Below are 22,027 nucleotides of genomic sequence, written 5' to 3' on the forward strand. Positions count from 1 at the left end.
GTCAATAGTCAAATTATTTTTCTAAGGAGGAAGCCATGACAGAAAAGAAAGAATTAAATTACCGTGAAATTGCTTCATCACCAGCCTTTCAAAGATTACTGAAAAGAAAGCGCTTATTTATTGCTCCCATTGCTATATTCTTCTTTGTTTATTATTTTTCTCTGCCAGTTTTGACATCCTACTTTACGTTCCTCAATCAGCCGGCGATCGGAGCTATTACCTGGGCTTGGCTGTTTGCCATTACTCAATTTATCATGACGTGGGTTCTTTGTATATTATATTCTAAAAAGGCAGCACAATTCGACCAAGATGTAAACGCTTTAAAAAATGAGATTGGAGGAACAGATGCATGAGTATGACAGCATTTATTCTTTTTTTGGCGATTGTCGGTCTTACTCTTGTCATCACGTATTTTGCAGCACGAAAAACGAAGACAACGAGTGAATTTTATACTGCCGGAGGAGGTTTGTCCGGATTTCAAAACGGAATGGCAATCGCAGGCGACTACATGTCGGCGGCCTCATTTCTTGGTATTGCCGGGATGATCGCCTTAAACGGCTTTGACGGATTCTTTTATAGCATTGGCTTTCTCGTTGCCTATTTAGTGGTATTGTATATCGTGGCAGAACCGCTCAGGAACTTAGGAAAATATACGATGGCAGATATGATTGCCGCCCGATTTAAACAGAAAAAAATACGAGGAGTCGCAGCACTCAATACGATTGCCATCTCGACCTTTTACATGATAGCCCAGCTGGTCGGCGCAGGTGCACTCATTCGTTTGCTTCTGGGAATTGACTACACAATTGCCGTATTAATAGTTGGTATTTTAATGACCATTTACGTCGTTTTTGGCGGCATGATCGCGACCAGCTGGGTCCAGATCATTAAAGCCGGGCTTCTTATGGCTGGAACACTCATTATTTCTATTATGGTATTTGCAAAATTCGGGTTTAGCATTACCGATATGTTTGAGCAGATGAAAGCCGCCACACCGCTGGGAACCGATTTTTTAAACCCGGGAAATAAATACAATGTTCCGATGGAGACCCTTTCTCTTAATTTGGCACTTGTGCTCGGTACTGCAGGGCTTCCTCACATTCTCATTCGTTTTTACACCGTGCGGGATGCACAGACCGCAAGAAAATCCGTTGTGTCTGCCACATGGATTATTGGGATCTTTTATATTATGACAGTCTTTTTGGGATTCGGTGCGGCAGCATTTGTAGGAACAGATGCAATTTTAGAAGGTGATGCAGCCGGCAATATGGCAGCGCCTCTTCTTGCTCAGGCTCTGGGAGGAGACTTCTTATTCGCTTTTGTATCAGCAGTTGCTTTCGCTACCATTTTAGCTGTTGTGACCGGCCTCGTTCTTTCGGCCGCATCCGCCTTTGCCCATGATATTTACAGCCAGATTATTCGCAAAGGAGAGGCAACTGAGAAAGAACAAATGGTGGCTGCAAGATGGGCTTCTATCGGGGTTTCGGTTCTTTCTATCCTGTTAGCAATCTTTGCCCAATCTCTTAATGTCGCTTTTCTTGTGGCCCTTGCGTTTGCAGTGGCAGCCAGCGCCAACCTGCCTCTCATTATCTTTACTGTTTTTTGGAAACGCTTTAATTCGGTGGGCGCATTAACAGGCAGCCTCGTCGGTCTATTAAGCGCCTTGGTTCTTGTTTCTATTAGCCCTAGCGTGTGGAGTCCTGATGGATCTGCTATTTTTACTGGTGAACCGTTGATCCCACTCTCAAATCCCGGCATCATCTCGATCCCACTCGGATTTTTAGCTGCCTATTTAGGAACGATTCTTTCCCCTGAGAAGGCAGACACAGACGCTTATGCTGAAATCCAAGTAAAGGCAAATACCGGTATCCATATGGATTCATAGAAAAACAAGCACAATCTGCAAAAAGATTGTGCTTGTTTTTTAAAGCGAAAGCTTGCCTTCATCTACCTTCAGGCGAAATTGACGCGCCGCCTGCTCCGGATCTTTCGCCTTGCTTATAGCACTGATCATACTGACACCGTCTGCACCTGCTTGAATGATAGGAGGCGTATTTTCGCTCGTAATTCCGCCAATCCCGACGACAGGGATATCGAGCTTGAGTGTTCTGATTTGTTTAATCAGATCAAGCCCCATGACCGCCCTCGTATCCTTTTTTGTTTCGGTTGGATAAATGGGACCGACCCCGACGTAATCAGCACCGTCGTCTATTGCCTGCTTGACTTCATTTATATTGTGAGTGGACACTCCCATAATTTTTCCGCCGATTTTTTTACGAACCGATAAGGCATTTGCATCCTCTTGTCCAATATGAACCCCGTCTGCTTCAAGCTGCAGGGCAAGGTCTACGTCATCATTGATGATGAATGGAATGCTATACTGATTGCACAGTTTTTTCACACGGGCAGCCAGCTCAAGCTTGTCCTCTCCGGCAAGGGCACCTGTTCCTTTCTCGCGGAATTGAAACAGGGATGTTCCTCCTTTTATCGCTTTTTCGATAATCTCCAGAGGATCGGCCTCTGTATTGTTTGACCCCATAATAAAATAAACGGAAAGATAGTCTTTTATTTCTTCTTGTGTGACACGAGCCATTTTATTGCACCTCTTTGATCAGGCAGCGTTCGTCGATCGCCTCATCAGTCGTCTCTGCAAGCTGATTTAAAAATTCAATTTGAAAGCTGCCTGGACCGTTATTGCCTGCTTTTTCCCCAGCGATTTCAGCAGCTACCCCATAATATGCGACCGCCGATACTGCTGCCTCGAGATGATTATCAGCCTGGGCACAGAACGCTCCAATGACAGAGGTTAATAAACAGCCGGCTCCAGTTACTTTCGTCAGCAGCTGATGTCCGTTATGCACGGTCCATGTGTGACTCCCAACCGTAATGACGTCCGTTTTCCCAGTGATCGCGACGATACAGCCCCATTTGCCTGCAGCTTTTTTGGCCAGGCTGACGACATCGCCTCCGCCTTCTCCAGCGTCTACACCTTTAATCGTCCAGTTTTCTTCTCCAAGCGTGTTTGCGATTTCTGCCGCATTCCCTCTAATCACGGTTATTTTCGCCTCACGCATGATCTTTCTCGCCACATCCGTCCGAAACGGAGTTGCTCCGGCTCCGACTGGATCGAATATAACAGGCACTCCGTTTTCATTTGCCGATCCCGCCGCAATCAGCATGGACTCCACCGTCTCTGTGCTCAGCGTACCAATATTCAGGACGAGCGCACCGGATATTTTCGCCATGTCGGCGACCTCTTCCTTTGCGTAAGCCATGACAGGTGACGCGCCTAGCGACAATAGTCCGTTTGCTGTAAAATTCGTGACGACATTATTCGTAATATTATGAACAAGCGGAGATTTAGTCACGACTGCAGCTCGATGCCTTCGAATAACTTCACTATTCATCGTATTCTCCTCCTTAAGGTATTCCTTTTTTACCCGTTCCTTCTCCAAGGATAACAATTATTTTCTGACCGAACGCCACATATAGGATGTCGTATGGTCGATCCATGCCCTTGCAGCAAATGGCAAATATCTATCCTTCCGCCAGATGATACCCAGGTGCCATGGAATTGACGGGTTCACAAGGGGAATTTTCCGTACTTTTTCCGGGTCCAAGTCTCTGCAGATTCTTTCCGGCAACAGGCCTATCCCTAAGTTGGCATAAACCATCTCGCTGATGAAATCCCATTGCGAGGTTTCATAAATCACGGTTGGATGGAAGCCTGCTTTCACACATTCCATGGTTATTCGATCATGCAAGACAAAATCTTCTCGAAAGAAGACAAACGACTGGTCATGCAGATCTTTCAGCTCCACTTCCTTTTCATTGGCAAACGGATGAGAAGGGTGGACAATCAACATCAGATTCTCTTCTACTATCGTAAACTTATGAAAAATTTCTTCATTAGCCGGCAAAACTACTACGCCAATGTCTAACGATCCTTCGCCTACACTGTTTTGAACGGTAATCGATCCATGCTCGAACAGCTGAAATGTCACGTTTGGATATTTTTTGCGAAAATCGCCCATGACCCTCGGAAAAAAACCGGAACCAATCATAGGCGGCAGCCCGATTCGAATATGCCCCTTTTTCACATTCATTAAGTCATTAATTTCAGAGGTCAGATTTTGAAATGATTTTGTTATTTCTTTCCCCTGAATGTACATGCTCTCTCCGGCGTCTGTCAGTTCAATTTGTCTGCCATTGCGGTAGAACAGCTCTACTCCGAGTTCTTCTTCAAGGTTTTTTATCATTTTACTAATGGTCGGCTGGGATACGTATAATGATTCCGCCGCTTTCGTAAAGCTTTTTAAACGGGCGACCTCCAAGAAATAAGTTAAATGGCGAATATCCAATGTTTGAACTCACCTTCCATAGATAAAAGTAATATCACCTATTCTTTTTATATATTTTACCTATAACAAAACGTCCTGTACACTAATTACTATAAGAAAGGGTGTGCTGAAAATGAAAAAGTTTCTTATTGGTTCGCTGCAGGTCGCTCTTTTGTTTATTTTTGCTCGATTTATGAATTTTGTCGTTGAAATTCTTCACATAAATATTCCAGGAAGCATTCTTGGTCTTATCGTACTATTCATTTTGCTTCATTTCAAAGTGATTAAAGTGGAATGGCTGGAGATTGGAGCATTATGGCTGCTTGGAGAACTGCTTTTGTTCTTCATCCCATCAGCCGTTGGTGTTATCGAATATAAAACATTAATGTCAGAATACGGTATAAGCATCCTGCTCATTGTTATTATGAGTACTTTTTTTGTGATGGTAACTACCGGGAGTTTAACTCAGTTCATTGCGAAACGAAAGGAGAAGAAAAAAATATGCTGATCAGTTTCATTAGTCTTCTTGCTACAGTCGCCCTATATATCGTAATGAAAAAGGTATATAAAAAACACCCAAGGTTTTATACTTCCCCACTATTAGTTACACCGTTGTTTTTAGTGGCTGGATTACTCCTTATGGAAACATCTTATGAGGATTACAATAAAGGCGGGCAGCTTTTAACAAATATGCTCCAGCCTGCGACGATTGCCTTTGCTATACCGCTTTACAAATATTATCCGGTATTAAAAAAATACGCGGTGGAAATTTTGTTCAATGTTGCACTGGGTTCTATATTAGCAATTCTCTCGACGATAGTGATCGCAAAATTACTCAACCTTGGTACAGATTTAATTGAAAGCATGATGCCGCGTTCTGTTACGACGCCTATTGCAATGGACGTTTCTAAAATGATCGGGGGAATTCCCGCAATTACGGCTGTATTCGTCATCCTGACCGCTATTTTCGGTTCCGTCATCGGTCCGCTTGTCATACGCTATTTCCGAATCGATAACGAAATCGCCAGAGGAGTGCTTCTCGGAACGAGTGCCCACGGAGCAGGGACATCCAAAGCTTTTGAACTTAGCTCTGTGTCCGGTACCATCTCCAGCATATCAATGATTCTGGCAGCAATTATCACGCTATGTGCCGCTCCATTTTTAGTAACGATGATTTCATGGTAAAAAAGCCATTTTGCAACTATAAGCAAATGGCTTTTTTTCTTTTGTTAATGCACTTGTTTTTCGAACAAAATATGCCTCTCATTCATTTTGGCAATCCGCCACAGCAGCACTGCGCTTCCGGCGATGATCAGCAAAGCGATAATCAGGATAATAATAGGACTGAAAAAAAACAAACCGCTCACATGACTAAGCATTAATCCAATAACAGGCAGCACAATAATCCCACCTAGCTGCTGAGCCTCCTGAAATCCTTTAACACGGGCTGATATCAATATATTAAATAAGATTGTCAAAATCGTAATCGAAGGCACTATAAGCAAAACAAACATCAGCCAGTTTACCGTTAGAAATAAAGTCCCATTAAATTGACGATACGTTAGAAGATTGATCCCTATTGCACTAAGCAAAAATCCTCCTAACGATAAAGTAATTGCCGGCAAAAAAGCGGCAAGCATCTTCCCGATAAATAAATCCTTGATCGCAATCGGGGAAAATAAAAGACTTTCCAGTGTCCTTTTTTCTTTTTCGCCGACAAAACTATTCGCCGCAATCAGCATAGAAGTAATCACCGGAACAAGCAGGAACAGAGAAGGCAGCATATAATTCACAAATAGATAAATCACCTGGCTTTCTTGATTGTCGAGGCTCCTTACAGTCTCCCCGGCCTCCCCCGGTATTTGGCCAATTAGCTTGAGCATTTGGCCCAGCCCGTTCACAGCAGAAAATTTATCAGTTTGGAGAAGATATACGACTACGCTCGGCATTAGTACACAAAGTACCGCCGGCAAAATCACCATCGGCAGCCAGATCTGTTTAATCGCCAAGATCGACTTTATATCTTTTTTGGCGATAATCCACACTATTTTTTTATCCATTGTTTCTCCTCCTGACTTCAAAATAAACTGATTCCAAGCTCAAGTTTTCAATAGAAGCAGAATGTACCCATGTTTTTTCTAAAATGGTTTTTAACAGCGGTGAAATATCATTTTTTGATTGAAGGGTAAACAGGATAGTCGACTCATTTATGCGCTCAACCGGATAGCCAAACCAAATTGTTCCTTCAACCTTTAATCCGGTTTCTAGTTTCAGCTTGATACCTGTTTGAAACGTCTCCTCCAATTCACGAAGAGCTCCTTCTGCCAAAACCCGGCCATTCTCCATAAATATATATGAATCGCAAATATCCTCCAATTGGTGCAGGACATGAGAACAGATCAATATCGTTGTCTTTTCATTTTGATTTAGCTTCTTTAAATAATGCATCACGTCTCTTATTCCATCTGGATCCAGGCCATTTGTCGGCTCATCGAGAAACAATAGCGCCGGCTTATGAAGTAAAGCTTTCGCAAGTGCAAGCCTCTTTTTCATCCCCGTGCTGTAAGCGCCAACCATTTTTGTTCGATGGTCGTAAAGGTCAAACTCATTCAGCAATTCACGAACACGTTCCTTTACTTTTCTAATACCGTACACCTCTCCGAAAAAAGTCAGATTGTCTTCACCGCTCATTTCATGATAGAGTCCGGCACTTTCGGTTACTATCCCGCTCATTTGGCGAATCGTGTGTCCATCGATTGTTGAGCTAAAGCCGTTGATGGACATTTCCCCTCGATCAGGCAGGATCACTCCATTTAACAGCCGAATCATCGTCGTTTTGCCAGATCCGTTCGGTCCGAGCAGGCCGACAATCTTTCCATTTTCGATTGTAAAATTCATCCCTGTCAGAACAGGCTGTGTCCCGTATGTTTTATGGATATCTTTCACAGTAATCAATCCCCGAACACCTCTTTATTTGTTTTTCTATTTATTAGACGCTCTTTATTAGATGATCGTTTTTGATTTTTGAAGTTTAAAAAGAGGATGGCTCCGGCACGGCTGGCCGAGTCATCCTCAAGTGGGATTGTTTAGGTCGGAAATTGCATAGTTCGATTGGTGTTACTCCTATATAGTAGACAGTTTATTATGCATACTTCTTAAGGATCGATATAAACGGAAAAAATCGCCGGTGCCTGCTTAATTGCACAGTTGCGTATCTTTATTGCACAGTGAACTTAATTAATTGCACAATTTCTTTATTTTATTGCACAGTAGAGCCTATTAATTGCACGATTCCACAACTTTTTTGCACAGAATGCCCGCTTTATTGCACAATTGATCCGCACCGTGACATCTACTGCACCTGAAAGAAGACCACCTTCAAATAATTTCCCTCTGGAAAAGCTTTCGTTGTTTTAAAATCATCAGGCAACGAAAATTCCTCGAGAATACGATAGCGACGGTTTGATTCTTTACACGCAGTCTCGATAAAACCTTTGAATTTAGCCATGCTGATTAAGCTCGTGTTCGAAGAAGCGATGACAATACCTTTTTTTGCAGTAATCGAGACGGCGTCCTTGATTAACTGCTTGTAATCCTTTTGGGAACTGAACGTACGTTTTTTTGTTCTCGCAAAAGAGGGCGGATCCAAAATCACGAGATCATACGCCAGGTTTTTCTTCACGGCATAGCCAAAGTAGTCGAACACGTCCATCACTTTGATTTCTTGTGTATCAGGATCAATGCCATTGGCGAGAAATTGCTCTTTCGTTTTTGGCAGGCTTCTGTTTGCCACATCGACACTCGTTGTTTTCACAGCTCCACCTAGGGCCGCAGCTACAGAAAAAGCTCCCGTATAAGAAAACGTATTTAACACGGTTTTTCCGTTTGCATACTTGTCGCGAATCGTTTTTCTGACGTTGCGTTGATCGAGAAAAATGCCTGTCATCGCACCCTCGTTCAAATCGACCGCATAACGGATGCCGTTTTCTTTAATTAACAGCGGAAAATCTCCTCGTTCTCCTTTGACAAAGTCATCTTCCTCTACGTATTGGCCGGCTTTATCAAACCGTTTTTTCTGATAAATCCCTTTGTACTCCACAAGCTCATCCATTGCTTTTAGCAGATATGAACGAAATTCGTAGATGCCCTTGCTGTACCATTGAATTAAATAATAGCCACCATAGAAGTCAATCGTCACTCCGCCGATACCGTCACCCTCGGCATTAAACACCCGAAACGCGGTCGTATCTGGGTTATCATATAGAGGCTTTCTCTCCTTTATCGACTTTTGGAGCTTCCTCTTAAAAAACGCTGTATCAAACTCTTCACCGGCGTCATTCGTGAGAACCCAGCCAATCCCTTTGTTTTGAATGCCGTAATAGCCCTTGCCGATAAAGCGGTTTTGCTCGTCAACCAGCTTAAGAACGTTCCCTTCCTCTATTGATTCACTCAAATGATTTACCACATCTTTTGTTATCAAGGGATAGCCTTGCTTAAACTTTTTCACTGCTTTTGTTTTCAAGGATACTGTATGTTCCACAATTGCTTCATTCCAATCAAATATGTTGCCTTTATCGTACCATATTTTCTGAATTTCATTCTTGACGATTGGTATAATAGTGCAAGATGAAACTGAAAGGAGCAACTGTCGCTGTTTATGTAGAAGATCAGCAGAAGGCGAAAACATTCTGGACAGAAAAAATGGGCTTTGAAGTCACTGCCGAACATCCTATGGGACCTCATGCGTTCTGGCTTGAAGTGGCTCCTAGACATGCGGAATCAAAACTCGTACTCTATCCGAGATCGATGATTGAAGGTTACGAAACGAAACAGGCCTCCATCGTATTTGAAACCGAAAATATTGAAGAATTTTATGAAGAAATGAAGAAAAATGGTGTCGAACTTCTCAGCGAACCGCAAAAAATGCAATGGGGTACGTTTGTTCAATTCAAAGATCCGGATGGCAACGAGTTTTTATTAAGAGGATAATTAAAAGAAGGGGATATATTCGATTTCTTTTTAGGATATATCCCTGCCTTTAAGTGGTACTGGAGCTTGCCGCCGCAGCATTTTGATTTTGCATCTTACCTACTCCCATAACGATTGCAATCATTTCCTCTAAATACCCATCGTTTATTACGTGCAGTTTATATGCCGGTGATGAAAAGAAGTGGCTTACTCGTTCAAATTTGGCAGCTAACGTACCTTTGTCATCTAAAATATCGTACTCTTTCGATAAAGCTTCTGATTCGATTGAATATTTTATTTCGCCATTTGGTTTGAAGTAGTGATATTTTTTAGAGAATAGTGTAAATTTCTGTTTTAGCATTCCGAGTTTGTTATCGTTCGCATCCGATACAGTCCAGTGAGCAAAAAAGCCCATTTTTCCTTTTACCAATTCCTGCTGTTCTGCATCCATTACCGATAAAGTCGACGTAAACACATTTTTCAAATCCAAATACCCCGTCGTTTCTTTGTTCTCATTATATATTTCGGTGATTCCCGCAGAAAATAAGTTGTCGGAAAAATATCTGATCATTAAATCACCCCTCTATTACATTTTACGAGCGAATGCAATGAAAGTTTCACTCTTTTTTTCGATTAAAAATATATAGAACAACAGCTGCGGCTATTGCGAAAATTATCAATTCTGCCAGATCAAGACGAAAATCAAGCAAAGTATTTATACCTTTAACGAATAATATCCATATGAAACAAATGGTGAAAGAACTCAAAATGAATACTTTGAACCATCTAGGAATAGAAAGCCAATATTTTAATAATTTCTGCGAAAATTTCCCCATTTGATTTCCACCCTCTTCATAATTCTCTTATTTCATAACCTCCGTTAGGTATGAATACAACAGTAAAAATATCGTTAAGATGAGGTCGAACCACATGCTTGTTAGGAAAACAAAGTGAAAAGTGCCTCTTCAAAAAGAAACACTTTTTTCTAGTAAACATATCTATTTTTCTTCTGTTGTGATCTAAATCCTCACAATACCTTGCTTAAAAAAGACTTGGTCCGTTCATGCTGCGGATTCGAAAACAATTCAATCGGTTTATTTTCTTCAACAATGTACCCGCCGTCCATAAAGATGACGCGGTCACCAACCTCTCTTGCAAAGCCCATTTCGTGGGTCACAACAACCATTGTCATCCCTTCATTTGCAAGCTGTTTCATTACTTCAAGGACATCGCCGACCATTTCTGGGTCAAGCGCAGAGGTAGGTTCATCAAATAGAAGCACCTTGGGCTCCATTGCGAGTGCGCGTGCAATTGCGACACGTTGTTTTTGGCCGCCTGACAGCTGGCTTGGATAGCTTCCTGCTTTTTCCTTCAAACCGACCTTATCCAAAAGCTCAAGGGCCATTTTTTCCGCCGACGATTTATCAGCAGAACGTACTTTAATCGGTGCAAGCGTGATGTTTTCTAGGACCGTTTTATGAGGAAACAAATTAAAATGCTGGAACACCATGCCAACGTCCTGCCTCACAGCGTTAATATTAATCTTAGGATCCGTAATAACATGTCCGTTTACGATCACTTCGCCTGATGTAATCTCCTCAAGTTTGTTCAAGCAGCGGAGAAACGTGCTTTTTCCAGAGCCGGAAGGGCCAATTACGCACACAACTTCTTTTTCTTCAATTAATGCATTAATATCTTTGAGCACTTCATTGCTTCCGAAAGATTTTTTTAAGTTTTTTACAGTAATCATGCTCATCTACATTCAAATCTCCTTTTTAAATAGAAACTTAAGAGAATCTGCTCCGATTTCAATATGTCTATTTTACTATAGCACGTTTAAACATGTCTGCATTAAAAAACAGACGACTGTGTTTCGTCGTCTGTTTTAATAGGAATTAGCCGGCACTTTCTTGCTTGACCAACAGCTTTTCATAGCATACAAACAATTTCTCTCTGCCGAAATCCACTGTTCCAATTTCTTTAAAGCCCAATTTTAAGTAAAGCTTCATCGCACCCGTATTCTCAGAATATGTATCAAGCCGAATCTGTTTGTAGCCGTTGTCTATCGCAAACTCTTCAGAAGATGCTATTATTTTTTTCGCTACTCCTTTACCTTGAGAATCAGGATGCACGACCAAACGATGAACATTTAGAGATGGTTCACTTTTCAAGGTCCAATTGACTTCATCCCATTCCTTATCCTGAAATTCGTCTAATACAATGGCTCCATAGATTTGTCCATCTTCCTCCATGACAAATAAGCATTGCCTGTCAATATCTTGCAGGAGGATTTCTTTGGTTGGATAGTTGTGATCCCATTGATAGAGACCTTTATTATTCATCTGCCGAACTGCAGCATCATACATATCAATGATTTTATTTGCTTCTGATTTAATTGCCTTGCGAAACTTCATTTCGTCTTTTCACTCTCCAAATCAATCAACTATTATGGTTATTATACCTTATCATAAATTATTCATTCTGTATCGCCGCACGTTTTTATCTAACAATGGCTTCCAAAATGTGATCCACCGAAGATTATGTTACATAAAATCACAGAATCTTTGTGCAATTATTTGCACTATTCTATAGTTGCTTTAGGGACTAGAAAGCCACTATCATTCTGAAGGCTGCCGTCTTGTCAGCAGCAATTCAACTAGCTAGGAAAAATAAATATCTTTTTATAAGGAGTCTTCTTGTGATGATTCATTCATTGAGTTTAATCAATGTAAAATTACCGATGAACGACGAAAAACATTTGTATTCATTATCGGTCGAAAATGGACAGTGGACGTCCATTAATAAGCAGGATGATCTTATCTTTACACCAGATGCTGTTCCTATCGATTCAATGACCGGAATAGGCGAAAATGAGAAGAAGTTGGATTTGCAAGGAAAGGTGCTCCTCCCCGGTCTTATAGATGCTCACATGCATCTGGATAAATCGTTTTGCCTGCCGCAAGTGAGAAATAAGTCGGGTACATTGTGGGAAGCTGTACAGAATTATTCTGAAGCTGTTCCCGCTTTTTCCAAGGAAGAAATTAAATTGCGTATTATGCGCTCAGCACTTCAAGCCGTGTCGTTCGGAACGACTGCCATTCGAACTCACCTCGACTTTCATGTGAAATACGGATCGGCTGTCGCCCTTCGAACCGTTGAGGCTGCATTGGAAGCAAAGGAGGCTTTATCTCCTTACGTTGACCTTCAACTGTTTCCGCTTACGCCCATTTCCGGATTTAATAGTGATGAAATTGAAGTGCTTGAAGAAGCGATACGAATGGGGATGTCTGGAATTGGCGGCGCGCCTCATCTATCGGAGACACCAGAGCAGGACATTGACCGGCTATTTCGTCTTGCACAAAAGCATGATTGTCCAATCGACCTCCACACCGACGAAAACGATGATCCTCATGTCCGTACACTCGGGCATATCGCGAAAAGAACGATTGATTTCGACTTTTCCGGGCGGGTAACGGTCGACCATTTGTGCTCTTTGGCTTCTATGAGTGACGCTGATGCAGGCTCCCTTATCGAACGAATGACAGAAGCCAAGATAGATGCCGTGACATTACCGGGGGCCAACCTGTATTTACAAGGTAGGCACGACACGTTTCCAGTTCGACGCGGCATAACTCGAGTCAAAGAACTTTTGGCTGCCGGAATCCCGCTGGCAACAGCATCGGACAATATTCACGACCCATTCCACCCTTTTGGCAGGGGCGATCTCATTCAAATCGGACTTTTGACAGCGTACGCGGCACATATGGGCAGTCCCGCAGATATTCGAACCCTCCTGCAGATGATCACGGAAATTCCTGCCTCAATCCTTGGGATAGAAGGGTACGGCGTTCGTGTCGGCAACGAAGCCGATTTCGTCGTATTGGATGGAACAACGCCAGAAGAGCTGTTCACGATGCTTCCTGAACGGCGTTGGATTTATCGGAAAAACGGTTGGCTGAAGCTGGCCGCCAAACGCGCCGGATGGGTCGATCCTGTATTGGACCGCTACTGGAACGATGCCGAGATAAATTTTCCATTCGGAAATAACACTTTTGTCCCGAGAATATAAGTGGAAATCGTTTTTTATTACATATTAGTACGGACATATCTTCAAGGAGACGTAAGCTCTGAAAATACAACGTCATGAAAAATAAAATATAAAAAGCCAAATTTCTCGCTTATCACACTGAGAAATTTGGCTTTAGTTACTACATAAACGATCTCATGAATGGTCAAACATCCGCACTCCGAACTCCTCGAACCGTGCGATAGCCGCATCCACAGACACCAGCGTCTCAGGCAATTGAATCCCGCCCGCAGCAGCTGGCTTACCGTCCAAACCGAGGATACGCTCAATCGAGACCAGTACACCGAGGGCAGTGAGATGAGCCTGGCCCTTAGGGTCGGATACGACCGTCCGTCGCTTAGCCAGTAAGCCGGACTTCAAAATGCCTTCGATCTCAATGTAAAGGTCTTGCGATGCCTGACCTCGAGCACGGGTCCCGATGGATTCTCCCTGAATGAAATCAAAACGAACGTTGGGTGCGCCAGTGGCAGCTGCTAAGCTTATAGTATCGAGCAATCCCATCGGAAGGCCCTCCAAATGGCTTCCATCCGCTAGAAGGACATTTCTTTGGTGTTTACTGGCATCGACCCATACCCATTTGCCGTCTTTGCGAAGGAGAGCACGTCCGATGAATCCTTCAGCATCGCCGATTGTCATCGGACCCATCAATTCACGGTCATCGTAGAGCCCTGCTAAATTAATCGAATCTATCCGGCTGAATGATTCAGCTGCTTTCAGCGCAACTAGCGTCATGACTCCAGACTGTGAATGGCCCAGCGGAACGATTGGGCGCTGCGGTTTTGTTCTCCATGCAGCAATTGCAAGAGACGCAATCTCGTCGGCAAGTTTAGTTATACCGATATGGGCTATTCCTTTGTCGAGAGCTGCCTGGATTAAGGAATCAGCAGGGTCCTGCAAAGAAGCTACAATGAGGTCGTACTGCGCCAGATCGTCTAATCCATCTAGGTTCTTCAAATCCAAGAGAGCTGTTCTGGCATTACCGAGTTCTAATGCAAGCGCCGTGCCGTGATCTGGATTTCGCCCTGCAAGCACAATTTCAATGTCCTTGCTGACTTTCCGGATATGCCGGGCGATTGCGCTGCCAACAATCCCGTACCCACCTGCGATAAATATGCGTAATGTCATGCTGTTTCCTCCACTATTTATTCCATACTGGTATAAGGGGTTAAACCTTGCATTTCAGCAGGTCTTTACTCCCCACACAAAGAACTTTTTTGTATTTAATAGTTACAAAGTTTCACTATGTTCGTAAATGTTTTGCTGAGTAAACAACCATCAAGATCATCTATATTTAATACTTACTAGGCGCTAAGCAGTTACTCCGTCCTTTTTAAAGATTTCGATCAGACTGGTGAAGCTGTCACTGGCGTGGCCGTTTTCCATGCCGCGCTTAAAGACCTCCAGAATAGCGGCGGGCAGCGAAATGTCGATACCGGCGTCTTTGGTGGTGTGAACGATGTGTTCGACGCTTGCGAAGCCCATGGCAAGTCTGTCCACGTCACCTGGGTGCTTACCCGCGTCGAGTCGCGGCGTGTAGAACTCAAGAAACTGTGGAAGCGATGACATCGTCTTCGAGGCATACGGCAGGAACTCCTCTGCTGTGATGCCGTTCTTATTGGCTACCGCGAGGGCGTGGAGATAGCTGAGCATGGACGTCCAGAAGATATCCATCTGGATTTGGTAATAAAGCGCAGCAAGTCCCGGGTCCTCGCCCCGGTAGTCGCTGCCAGTCAGCATCTCCAAGGTCTTTTGGTGAGCCTCGAAGGCCTCTCTTGGACCACTGTAGTAGGTGGAGGACTCTGAAAGTCCGATACCTGAAGGCGGGACCTGTACGCCGCCGGTGATATGCCGGGCGCCGCGTACGCCCACCCACTTCGCCGCCTCGCGCGCCTTCTCCGGAGTGTCTGAACTGAGGTTGACGAAAACCCGGCCGGGCAGGTTCTCAGAAGCAGGTTCAAGAATGGCGTACATCGCATCGTAGTCCGTTAGGCTTAGAATTACCAACTCGTTGGCGGTTAGCGCCTCATTGACCGTTGACGCCCGGGTGGCGCCCTTGGCCACAAGTTCGTCCGCCTTACTCATAGTCCGGTTCCATACGGTCACCTCATGGCCGTGATCTAGGAAAACGTTCGCCATCGCCTGCCCCATCGGGCCGAGTCCGATGACCGTCACAGGTGAATGGTCATTGTCTGCTATCACGGTTCCATCACTAACTGATACGTCTTTTCATTGTTCACTTTCTCATTTTTATTGTTACTTTCCAACGGAAAAACTCCTTTCAAAATGTGATCGAATTAAATTCTAAAGTATGTCATTAGTGTAAATGTCAACAATTTATTTTTTAGACCTCTCAAACGATCAGCAAGCAAAAAGAAAAACCCCGAAGCGAAAACGCTTACCTCTCGATGTGACCTAAAAAACACGCAGAAAAATCAAAATTGACTCTCCTCATAATCTTTTGAATCACTATTATTCCGACTTGAATTATAAGAAAAATAGGTTTATTATCTTCTCATAAAGTTTGCCAGAAGAAAAATTGGCGACTCAAGTGTCTCTTTTCATAAAGCAGAATAAAAAAAGACAATTCATCATGGGGAGGAAATACAGATGGAAGTTTTTTGGTTTTTCCCAACAGGCGGAGACAACAAATATCTAGGTACCGAATTTGGAAAGCGCGAAATAACGCCTGATTATCTTAAACAGATTGCCCAAGCAGTGGATTCATTAGGTTACCATGGAGCATTATTGCCAACGAGCCGCGGATGTGAAGATGCATGGGTAACTGCCTCATCTCTAATTTCTGTTACAAAACGAATGAAATTTTTGGTTGCATTGCGACCAGGACTCATGCCGCCGACTTTATCCGCAAGGATGGCTTCTACGTTCGACCGAATGTCAGGAGGAAGGCTTTTGTTAAATATCGTGACGGGAAGTAACCCGGCTGAGCACAAAGGAGACGGCATTCACTTAAATCATACGGAAAGATACGAGGTCACCAACGAATTTTTGGAAGTATGGAAAAAAATGATGACCGAAGAAAGCGTGACTTATACGGGCAAATATTTCGATATAGAAGGCGGAAAAAATGTGTTTGCTCCTGTCCAATCGCCCTACCCGCCGCTCTATTTCGGCGGATCTTCAGAAATTGCCCAAAATATCGCTGCAAAGCATGTAGATGTGTATCTAACTTGGGGAGAACCGCCTCATAAAGTGAAAGAAAAGATTGAGAAAATGAAAAAACTTGCTGCCGAACAAGGTCGTACCCTTCGGTTTGGCATACGGTTGCATGTGATTGTGAGAGAAACGATGGAAAAAGCATGGCAGGCAGCTCATGAATTAATTCAATACGTAGATGAATCTGCAATCAAAGCCGCGCAGGAATCGTTAGCCAAACATGAATCTGAAGGCCAAAGAAGAATGCTTGCCCTCCAAAATGGCAATAAAGAGAACCTTGAAATCAGCCCGAATCTGTGGGCGGGAGTCGGATTAGTCCGGGAAGGCGCCGGTACGGCACTAGTAGGAGATCCTTACACGGTGACAGAGCGTTTAAAAGAGTATGAGGACTTGGGAATCGAAACATTCATCCTTTCCGGGTACCCTCATCTGGAAGAGGCTTACCAAGTAGCGGATTTACTTTTCCCTCTATTAGACTTGGATAAAGGAGATAAAACCTTTACAAATACCGATTTTCATACGGAAGAAAGAATAGCCGATAAAATATCACAATAAGGGAGATTTCGAAATGCACAAGTTGCTTTTGGCATTAACATTCATTTTTATTTTCTTGATTACTGGCTGTTCTTCGAATTCCTCCGGAAACAATGAAGGCGACCAAACTACTATAAGCTTCGTGCACTGGCGCGGAGAAGATGCTGAGGTATTTAACAAACTGATAAAGAAATTTGAGGATGAAAATCCAACAATCAAAGTAAAAATGAGCGTAATCCCCTCAGACCAATATACAACTGTCCTACAGACAAGGTTAAGAGGCGGCGGGGCCGGAGATGTATTTACTTCCTTTCCAGGTGCTCAATTTGAATTACTCTCTAAGGCAGGATATTTTTCTGACCTTACGAACAAAGCGTTTGTAAAACAATACAATCAAAATCTAATAACAAATGGGCAAAAAGACGGAAAACAGCTGGCGGTTCCCTATCAGCTTGTATTTAATCAACCAGTATATAATACAGCTATCTTTGAAAAATTGAATCTTAAGCCGCCAAGAGATTGGGAAGGATTCCTTCAACTGTGTGAGACGTTAAAAGAAAATGGGTATATTCCTATTGCTTTTCCCGGCGATAATGCACCGGCCCAATTCATGAACAGTATGGTCATGAACAACCAGCCTGATGAAAACGCGCTGCGTAATTTACAGGACGGAAATACGAAATTGTCAGATCAGTGGTGGGTTAAAACACTTTCTCAAATAAATGAGCTAAACGAAAAGGGATATTTTCAAAACGATGTTCTCGGAACAAAACAAGATGGAGCGATCAGTTTGATTGCTCAAGAAAAAGCAGCAATGTTTGCGATGGGTTCTTTCTCCATTAGCAGCATCCAGCAGCAAAATCCCGACATCGAACTGGATTCGTTAGCTCCTATTACTGTCCCGGCTAATGAGGCTAAATATGAAGGCATTCATACATCTACTTTTATGCTCGCTGTAAATAACCAATCAAAAAAGAAAGAGGCTGCTGAAAAATTCATATCCTTTTTAAGCCAAAAGGATATTGCTACTGAATATGCCAATGATACAGCACAGCATGTGACCGTCAATGATGTAACGTATACATCTCCGGCTCTAAAGAAATTGGAACCGTGGATAAATAAGAAGACGCTTTTCCAGCCAAGGTACACAATCACCAACGCCAATGTGGAAAAGGCGGTTACGGGTTCAATACAAGATGTATTAGGCGGCACATCTCCTGAAGATGCAGCGAATAAAGCCCAAGGCCTAGTCGATCAAAATATTTCGAATTAGCCTAAAAAGCGGGAGGGGGATTCCTTCCGCTGATTTTCAACATAGAGAGGTCGTCTGCCAATATGAAATATTCCAAAACTCTGTATCTATTTATTTTGCCCGGGTTTCTCATCTATGCAATTTTCTTTGTTTTCCCGACATTTGGATCGTTATTTTATTCCTTGACAAACTGGGATGGATTCACTGAAACGTTTGAGTTTGTAGGGTTGGATAATTACAAGCGAATGGCCACTGATACAATCTTTGGCACGGCTCTAACTAATAATTTGAAATTTATGTTGGTTGTCGTCCTTTTGCAATTTGTTTTTTCTCTGTTATTCGCACTTTTTCTTAAAAAAAATACGAAAACAAATATTTTTTTGCGTGCGCTGTATTTTTTTCCGACAATTTTATCCTCGGTATCTGTTTCATTTATCTGGCTGTTTATGTACGATCCAAATATTGGGGTATTAAATTCACTATTTCACTTTTTGAATTTCGATCCTCTTTCCCAAAATTGGTTAGGAAATCAAACGATTGCTATCTATTCGGTCGCCCTTGTACAGGTTTGGTTTCATGCAGGGCAAATGATCGTCATCTTTGTAGCAGGATTGCAGACCATACCTGAGGATCTCTATGAGGTAGCGCAGCTGGAAGGTGCATCAAAATGGCAAACGTTCCGGCATGTGACATGGCCTCTCGTAGCACCTGCTGCTACCATTGTGATTGCCTATACGACGATTCAGTCTTTTAAAGCGTTTGATTTAATCTTTGCCATGACCCGTGGCGGACCAAACTATGCAACTGAAATTCTTTCTACCTATATCTATAACACTGCTTTTCAAAACAACCAGTTTGGATACGCCACTGCCATATCGATGTTCTTTTTGCTGATTGTGGCTGTATTGACTATTGTGCAATTTAAACTGCTGCGCGCCAATTCGATTACTTACTAGTGGGAGGGGGATAAGCTGTGATTTTCCGTATTAGTAAAATTAGTCTATTAACGATTTATGCCATGGTAATCATTTTGCCGGTAAGTGTGATCATCCTGTCAACCTTTAAGACAAGTGCAGAGCTGTTTGAGAGTCCTTTTTCTTTGCCGAAAGAATTTCAACTGCAATCCTATTTAAATCTTTTTCAGGAGCAATCGATTCTTTTATATTTTACAAACAGCTTGATCGTAACATGTTTTTCTATCTTCATTACGTTGTTTTTTGCTAGTTTAATCGCATTTGCAATAAGGCGGTTGGCAACTTGGATTGGATTAATTATTTTTTCCTTCTTCGCACTTGGAATGATGGTGCCTGCCCAAGTGAATATGCTTCCTCTTTATCAATTGATATCGAGCTTGAATTTGACCAATTCCTTAACGGGACTGGTCATCGTAAATGTTGCCGGAACGCTTCCTGTCGCTGTATTCATCCTTTCTGGCTTTGCCAGAACGATTCCCGGCAGTTTATTTGAAGCGTCTGAAATTGATGGAGCAAACAATTGGCAGATTTACTATAAGATCTTTTTGCCCCTGTCTATCGCACCATTATCATCTGCTGCCATTTTTCTATCTGTCATGTACTGGAACGATCTAATAAATCCGCTGCTTTACATAACTGATGATTCAAAAAAGACATTGCCTTTAATGCTGCTTGGTTTTCAAGGAGAATACTTGACCAACTATCCCATGCTTTTTACAGGTGTACTCCTTTCATCAGCACCAATGATCATTGCTTACCTTTTTCTTCAACGGTACTTTATTGCCGGGCTGACAGCAGGAGCCGTGAAATAATTGTAGATACAAAGCAAACAAATCTTTCTTTATTAGAAAGGTTTGTTTGCTTTCGCGGATTTCGGTGACTGATCCCAGAGAAACCTATCTTTCCTCTTCAGGCTCCTTTTTTGCGCTATCCACCTCATTATTTATGCCATGCATTTTTTCATCTAAATAGTTTGCGATATTTGCCGCTTCCTTTAAATCTTCGGTTAGAAGTTCAGGAACAGCGTTGTTAAGCTTATAATGAATTTTGTGCTCCAAGCTTGCCCAAAAATCCATAGCAATCGTTCGAATCTGAATTTCCACCTTTACTCTTTCGACTCCGTTCGTTAAATAAACAGGTGTTTCAATCAGCAAATGCAAGCTTCTATAGCCGTTTTCCTTCGGGTTTTTAATATAATCCTTGATCCCTAGAATCTCCAGGTCATTATGCTGTTTCAATATATCAACTACGTTATAAATATCAGAAAGAAACGAACAAATGATTCGAACCCCTGCAATATCATGAATATGTTCTTTCGCATGAGCCGTGGTCACTTCTAAATTTTTTCTTGCCAATTTATTCACGATGCTTTCAAAGCTCTTTACTCTTGATTTTGTATGCTCTATCGGATTATGACCATGTATCAGATTGTATTCCTGACTGATGATCGAAAATTTTGTATTCATTTGATCAAGGGCAAATTTGTACACGAGAAGCTCGTTTTTCCAGTTCTCCATTACATCTTTTAAGTTTGCCATATCTTCTTTGGTAAGCTGCATTCGTGTCAACTCCTTCACAATGTAAGACGCACATCACCTGGTTGCGGTTGCACCGAACTTTTTTTAGAGAAGGGGATAAAATCTATCTTAAAGTTTTCCTGAATAAATAGCTTGATTTTTCATACTCCATTTTATCCTCATAAAATCGATGGGCATTCTCTCGCTGCAATCCGGAAGAGAGAGAAATCGTACCGAGCCCATTCTCGATTCCCCACTTTTCAACTTCTGTTAACAGCAGCTGTCCGTACCCTTTTGAACGATGGTTCTCGTCTGTGACTAAATCCTCTACCCATACATGATCGCCTTGGTTAATTGAAAATCTCGGCAAAAACCCAACAGCTGCCACTGGTTTTCATTCCTCATAAAGGGCGAGTAAACGGTAATTCATCAATTGAGCGGCACGTTCCACTCGCGCTAAATATTCTTCTTTGCTTAAATGAGGTCTCAGCTGTTTCATTACCGGATAAGCTTCCGCCACTTGTGCTTTTGTTTTCAATTCTTTGATTTTCATCGGTCTCTTCTCCTCTCGCCTCCTATCTTAGCATGATTAAAAGAAAAAAACTGGATACGGAAGAACCATATCCAGCTAGCTTAGTAATAAGACATTGACAGCGTCATCATATTTACAGCTTGGACCATTGTGCTAACATAGCTGCTTGGCCCGCTGCATTTTTGGTAACCGCAGGCGCAAAGGTAAGTGATTCGTTCAAGTAAATTCTTAGTTGTCTTCATGTTCGCTTACCGGTCGCGATAATGATGGTGATGGCGGGAGTGCTTATAGGCAAATCCGTTTTCTTCAAGCTCTTTAAACCGTCTCTCCATCATTGAAATGATAACCTTTCCTTTCTCCTCTTTCATCAAGCCGTATTCAATTTGTTTGTTAATAATTTGCTTGTTTTTTTCTAACACTTCCTTATGTAAAACAGACAATTCATTGAGTTGTTTTTCTGTCAGTTCTACTTTTTTCTCAGAGTTTTCCTTTGGGGGTGCTGCTTGTGCAGGGGCAGACAATATGAGTGAAGCACCTAAAATCCAGGCAGCAGCTATTCCTTTTTGAATGTTCATGATGTTAACTCACTCCTTTTCAAATTAGGAATATCTTTCCCCTTATTCAATAAATTATGTGTCGGAAAGGAAAT

General features: G+C 42.4%; 23 protein-coding genes and 1 pseudogene. 10 read left to right on the forward strand and 14 right to left on the reverse strand.

Annotation, left to right across the window (positions count from 1 at the left end):
- Positions 1–35: 35 nt before the first annotated feature.
- Both JOC74_RS11035 and JOC74_RS11040 read left to right on the forward strand, forming a co-directional pair.
- Entirely contained in the window at positions 36–353 is a 318-nt protein-coding gene (locus JOC74_RS11035; protein WP_053604630.1) for a DUF485 domain-containing protein, read from the forward strand.
- Positions 350–1,885, forward strand: a complete 1,536-nt coding sequence (locus JOC74_RS11040) for a solute symporter family protein (protein WP_053604631.1) — start codon at positions 350–352, stop codon at positions 1,883–1,885. Before JOC74_RS11035 ends, JOC74_RS11040 begins: the two co-directional genes overlap by 4 nt.
- 39 nt (positions 1,886–1,924) lie before the next feature.
- On the opposite strand, the gene thiE is transcribed toward JOC74_RS11040, so the two are convergent.
- From thiE to cidR, 3 genes are read right to left on the reverse strand one after another with little or no spacing between them, the layout of a single operon-like run.
- Positions 1,925–2,593 carry a thiamine phosphate synthase gene (gene thiE, locus JOC74_RS11045; protein WP_053604632.1) on the reverse strand — a complete coding sequence of 223 codons (669 nt, stop codon included), beginning with the start codon at positions 2,591–2,593 and terminating at the stop codon, positions 1,925–1,927.
- Between the two features lies 1 nt (position 2,594).
- Positions 2,595–3,407, reverse strand: a complete 813-nt coding sequence (thiM, locus tag JOC74_RS11050; protein ID WP_053604633.1) for a hydroxyethylthiazole kinase — start codon at positions 3,405–3,407, stop codon at positions 2,595–2,597.
- Positions 3,408–3,464: 57 nt separating this feature from the next.
- Positions 3,465–4,361: a cidABC operon transcriptional activator CidR gene (gene cidR / locus JOC74_RS11055; protein ID WP_053604634.1), complete on the reverse strand. Its 897-nt coding sequence runs from the start codon at positions 4,359–4,361 to the stop codon at positions 3,465–3,467.
- A gap of 112 nt (positions 4,362–4,473) precedes the next feature.
- On the opposite strand from cidR, the gene JOC74_RS11060 reads away from it, so the two are divergent.
- Together JOC74_RS11060 and JOC74_RS11065 are read left to right on the forward strand one after the other, a co-directional pair.
- Positions 4,474–4,848 carry a CidA/LrgA family holin-like protein gene (locus JOC74_RS11060; protein ID WP_053604635.1) on the forward strand — a complete coding sequence of 125 codons (375 nt, stop codon included), beginning with the start codon at positions 4,474–4,476 and terminating at the stop codon, positions 4,846–4,848.
- Positions 4,842–5,525 carry a CidB/LrgB family autolysis modulator gene (locus JOC74_RS11065; RefSeq protein WP_053604636.1) on the forward strand — a complete coding sequence of 228 codons (684 nt, stop codon included), beginning with the start codon at positions 4,842–4,844 and terminating at the stop codon, positions 5,523–5,525. Before JOC74_RS11060 ends, JOC74_RS11065 begins: the two co-directional genes overlap by 7 nt.
- 44 nt (positions 5,526–5,569) lie before the next feature.
- Here JOC74_RS11065 and JOC74_RS11070 read toward each other — a convergent pair whose 3' ends face one another.
- The 3 genes from JOC74_RS11070 to JOC74_RS11080 all read right to left on the reverse strand — a co-directional run bounded on the left by JOC74_RS11070 (position 5,570) and on the right by JOC74_RS11080 (position 8,880).
- On the reverse strand, positions 5,570–6,400 hold the full coding sequence (locus JOC74_RS11070; protein ID WP_211086147.1) for an ABC transporter permease subunit: 831 nt from the start codon (positions 6,398–6,400) through the stop codon (positions 5,570–5,572).
- Positions 6,393–7,286: an ABC transporter ATP-binding protein gene (locus tag JOC74_RS11075; protein ID WP_225970401.1), complete on the reverse strand. Its 894-nt coding sequence runs from the start codon at positions 7,284–7,286 to the stop codon at positions 6,393–6,395. The genes JOC74_RS11070 and JOC74_RS11075 overlap by 8 nt, the downstream gene beginning before the upstream one ends.
- A 406-nt stretch (positions 7,287–7,692) precedes the next feature.
- Complete coding sequence (locus tag JOC74_RS11080) at positions 7,693–8,880, reverse strand: class I SAM-dependent rRNA methyltransferase (protein WP_053604639.1); 1,188 nt, start codon at positions 8,878–8,880, stop codon at positions 7,693–7,695.
- 86 nt (positions 8,881–8,966) lie between these two features.
- Here JOC74_RS11080 and JOC74_RS11085 point away from each other — a divergent pair, with 86 nt between their 5' ends.
- Complete coding sequence (locus JOC74_RS11085; protein WP_053604640.1) at positions 8,967–9,329, forward strand: VOC family protein; 363 nt, start codon at positions 8,967–8,969, stop codon at positions 9,327–9,329.
- 49 nt (positions 9,330–9,378) lie between these two features.
- Here JOC74_RS11085 and JOC74_RS11090 read toward each other — a convergent pair whose 3' ends face one another.
- From JOC74_RS11090 to JOC74_RS11100, 3 genes are all read right to left on the reverse strand, one after another.
- Positions 9,379–9,879 (reverse strand): LURP-one-related family protein, encoded by a 501-nt coding sequence (locus JOC74_RS11090; RefSeq protein ID WP_053604641.1) that lies wholly within the window; start codon positions 9,877–9,879, stop codon positions 9,379–9,381.
- 456 nt (positions 9,880–10,335) lie between these two features.
- Positions 10,336–11,064, reverse strand: coding sequence for an amino acid ABC transporter ATP-binding protein (locus JOC74_RS11095; RefSeq protein WP_053604643.1), 729 nt, complete (start codon positions 11,062–11,064; stop codon positions 10,336–10,338).
- A gap of 139 nt (positions 11,065–11,203) precedes the next feature.
- Positions 11,204–11,722 carry a GNAT family N-acetyltransferase gene (locus JOC74_RS11100; protein WP_053604644.1) on the reverse strand — a complete coding sequence of 173 codons (519 nt, stop codon included), beginning with the start codon at positions 11,720–11,722 and terminating at the stop codon, positions 11,204–11,206.
- A gap of 287 nt (positions 11,723–12,009) precedes the next feature.
- On the opposite strand from JOC74_RS11100, the gene JOC74_RS11105 reads away from it, so the two are divergent.
- On the forward strand, positions 12,010–13,377 hold the full coding sequence (locus JOC74_RS11105; RefSeq protein ID WP_053604645.1) for an amidohydrolase family protein: 1,368 nt from the start codon (positions 12,010–12,012) through the stop codon (positions 13,375–13,377).
- A 153-nt stretch (positions 13,378–13,530) separates the two neighbouring features.
- Here the strand turns inward: JOC74_RS11105 and JOC74_RS11110 are convergent, their stop codons facing one another.
- Complete coding sequence (locus tag JOC74_RS11110; RefSeq protein WP_053604646.1) at positions 13,531–14,520, reverse strand: saccharopine dehydrogenase family protein; 990 nt, start codon at positions 14,518–14,520, stop codon at positions 13,531–13,533.
- Between the two features lie 183 nt (positions 14,521–14,703).
- Positions 14,704–15,543: an NAD(P)-dependent oxidoreductase gene (locus JOC74_RS11115; protein ID WP_082364352.1), complete on the reverse strand. Its 840-nt coding sequence runs from the start codon at positions 15,541–15,543 to the stop codon at positions 14,704–14,706.
- A gap of 459 nt (positions 15,544–16,002) precedes the next feature.
- Between JOC74_RS11115 and ssuD the strand changes: the two genes are divergently transcribed.
- The 4 genes from ssuD (at position 16,003) to JOC74_RS11135 (ending at position 20,141) form a co-directional block, all read left to right on the forward strand.
- The gene (gene ssuD, locus JOC74_RS11120; RefSeq protein WP_053604648.1) at positions 16,003–17,124 is read left to right on the forward strand and encodes an FMNH2-dependent alkanesulfonate monooxygenase; all 1,122 of its coding nucleotides are present in this window, start codon (positions 16,003–16,005) and stop codon (positions 17,122–17,124) included.
- Positions 17,125–17,137: 13 nt separating this feature from the next.
- Positions 17,138–18,376 carry an ABC transporter substrate-binding protein gene (locus JOC74_RS11125; protein ID WP_053604649.1) on the forward strand — a complete coding sequence of 413 codons (1,239 nt, stop codon included), beginning with the start codon at positions 17,138–17,140 and terminating at the stop codon, positions 18,374–18,376.
- Between the two features lie 62 nt (positions 18,377–18,438).
- Positions 18,439–19,311 carry a carbohydrate ABC transporter permease gene (locus tag JOC74_RS11130; protein WP_053604650.1) on the forward strand — a complete coding sequence of 291 codons (873 nt, stop codon included), beginning with the start codon at positions 18,439–18,441 and terminating at the stop codon, positions 19,309–19,311.
- Positions 19,312–19,328: 17 nt separating this feature from the next.
- Complete coding sequence (locus JOC74_RS11135; protein WP_053604651.1) at positions 19,329–20,141, forward strand: carbohydrate ABC transporter permease; 813 nt, start codon at positions 19,329–19,331, stop codon at positions 20,139–20,141.
- 84 nt (positions 20,142–20,225) lie between these two features.
- Here JOC74_RS11135 and ywaC read toward each other — a convergent pair whose 3' ends face one another.
- The 3 genes and pseudogenes from ywaC to JOC74_RS11150 all read right to left on the reverse strand — a co-directional run bounded on the left by ywaC (position 20,226) and on the right by JOC74_RS11150 (position 21,953).
- The gene (gene ywaC, locus JOC74_RS11140; RefSeq protein ID WP_053604652.1) at positions 20,226–20,888 is read right to left on the reverse strand and encodes a GTP pyrophosphokinase YwaC; all 663 of its coding nucleotides are present in this window, start codon (positions 20,886–20,888) and stop codon (positions 20,226–20,228) included.
- A gap of 82 nt (positions 20,889–20,970) precedes the next feature.
- Positions 20,971–21,399, reverse strand: a pseudogene (locus tag JOC74_RS11145) (GNAT family N-acetyltransferase).
- A gap of 227 nt (positions 21,400–21,626) precedes the next feature.
- Positions 21,627–21,953, reverse strand: a complete 327-nt coding sequence (locus JOC74_RS11150; protein WP_053604653.1) for a DUF2680 domain-containing protein — start codon at positions 21,951–21,953, stop codon at positions 21,627–21,629.
- Positions 21,954–22,027 lie beyond the last annotated feature (74 nt).

The sequence above is a fragment of the Bacillus capparidis genome (genome assembly GCF_017832095.1).
GTDB lineage: Bacteria > Bacillota > Bacilli > Bacillales > Bacillaceae > Bacillus > Bacillus gobiensis.

Excerpts from the sequence above, each read along its gene's own strand:
- JOC74_RS11100 (WP_053604644.1), bottom strand. The coding sequence starts at position 11,722 with ATGAAGTTTCGCAAGGCAATTAAATCAGAAGCAAATAAAATCATTGAT.
- thiM (WP_053604633.1), bottom strand. The coding sequence starts at position 3,407 with ATGAATAGTGAAGTTATTCGAAGGCATCGAGCTGCAGTCGTGACTAAA.
- ywaC (WP_053604652.1), bottom strand. The coding sequence starts at position 20,888 with ATGCAGCTTACCAAAGAAGATATGGCAAACTTAAAAGATGTAATGGAG.
- JOC74_RS11130 (WP_053604650.1), top strand. The coding sequence starts at position 18,439 with ATGAAATATTCCAAAACTCTGTATCTATTTATTTTGCCCGGGTTTCTC.
- JOC74_RS11110 (WP_053604646.1), bottom strand. The coding sequence starts at position 14,520 with ATGACATTACGCATATTTATCGCAGGTGGGTACGGGATTGTTGGCAGC.
- JOC74_RS11065 (WP_053604636.1), top strand. The coding sequence starts at position 4,842 with ATGCTGATCAGTTTCATTAGTCTTCTTGCTACAGTCGCCCTATATATC.
- JOC74_RS11105 (WP_053604645.1), top strand. The coding sequence starts at position 12,010 with ATGATTCATTCATTGAGTTTAATCAATGTAAAATTACCGATGAACGAC.
- JOC74_RS11070 (WP_211086147.1), bottom strand. The coding sequence starts at position 6,400 with ATGGATAAAAAAATAGTGTGGATTATCGCCAAAAAAGATATAAAGTCG.
- JOC74_RS11115 (WP_082364352.1), bottom strand. The coding sequence starts at position 15,543 with ATGGGGCAGGCGATGGCGAACGTTTTCCTAGATCACGGCCATGAGGTG.
- JOC74_RS11090 (WP_053604641.1), bottom strand. The coding sequence starts at position 9,879 with ATGATCAGATATTTTTCCGACAACTTATTTTCTGCGGGAATCACCGAA.
- JOC74_RS11060 (WP_053604635.1), top strand. The coding sequence starts at position 4,474 with ATGAAAAAGTTTCTTATTGGTTCGCTGCAGGTCGCTCTTTTGTTTATT.
- JOC74_RS11125 (WP_053604649.1), top strand. The coding sequence starts at position 17,138 with ATGCACAAGTTGCTTTTGGCATTAACATTCATTTTTATTTTCTTGATT.
- JOC74_RS11095 (WP_053604643.1), bottom strand. The coding sequence starts at position 11,064 with ATGAGCATGATTACTGTAAAAAACTTAAAAAAATCTTTCGGAAGCAAT.
- JOC74_RS11150 (WP_053604653.1), bottom strand. The coding sequence starts at position 21,953 with ATGAACATTCAAAAAGGAATAGCTGCTGCCTGGATTTTAGGTGCTTCA.
- JOC74_RS11085 (WP_053604640.1), top strand. The coding sequence starts at position 8,967 with ATGAAACTGAAAGGAGCAACTGTCGCTGTTTATGTAGAAGATCAGCAG.
- JOC74_RS11035 (WP_053604630.1), top strand. The coding sequence starts at position 36 with ATGACAGAAAAGAAAGAATTAAATTACCGTGAAATTGCTTCATCACCA.
- ssuD (WP_053604648.1), top strand. The coding sequence starts at position 16,003 with ATGGAAGTTTTTTGGTTTTTCCCAACAGGCGGAGACAACAAATATCTA.
- thiE (WP_053604632.1), bottom strand. The coding sequence starts at position 2,593 with ATGGCTCGTGTCACACAAGAAGAAATAAAAGACTATCTTTCCGTTTAT.
- JOC74_RS11040 (WP_053604631.1), top strand. The coding sequence starts at position 350 with ATGAGTATGACAGCATTTATTCTTTTTTTGGCGATTGTCGGTCTTACT.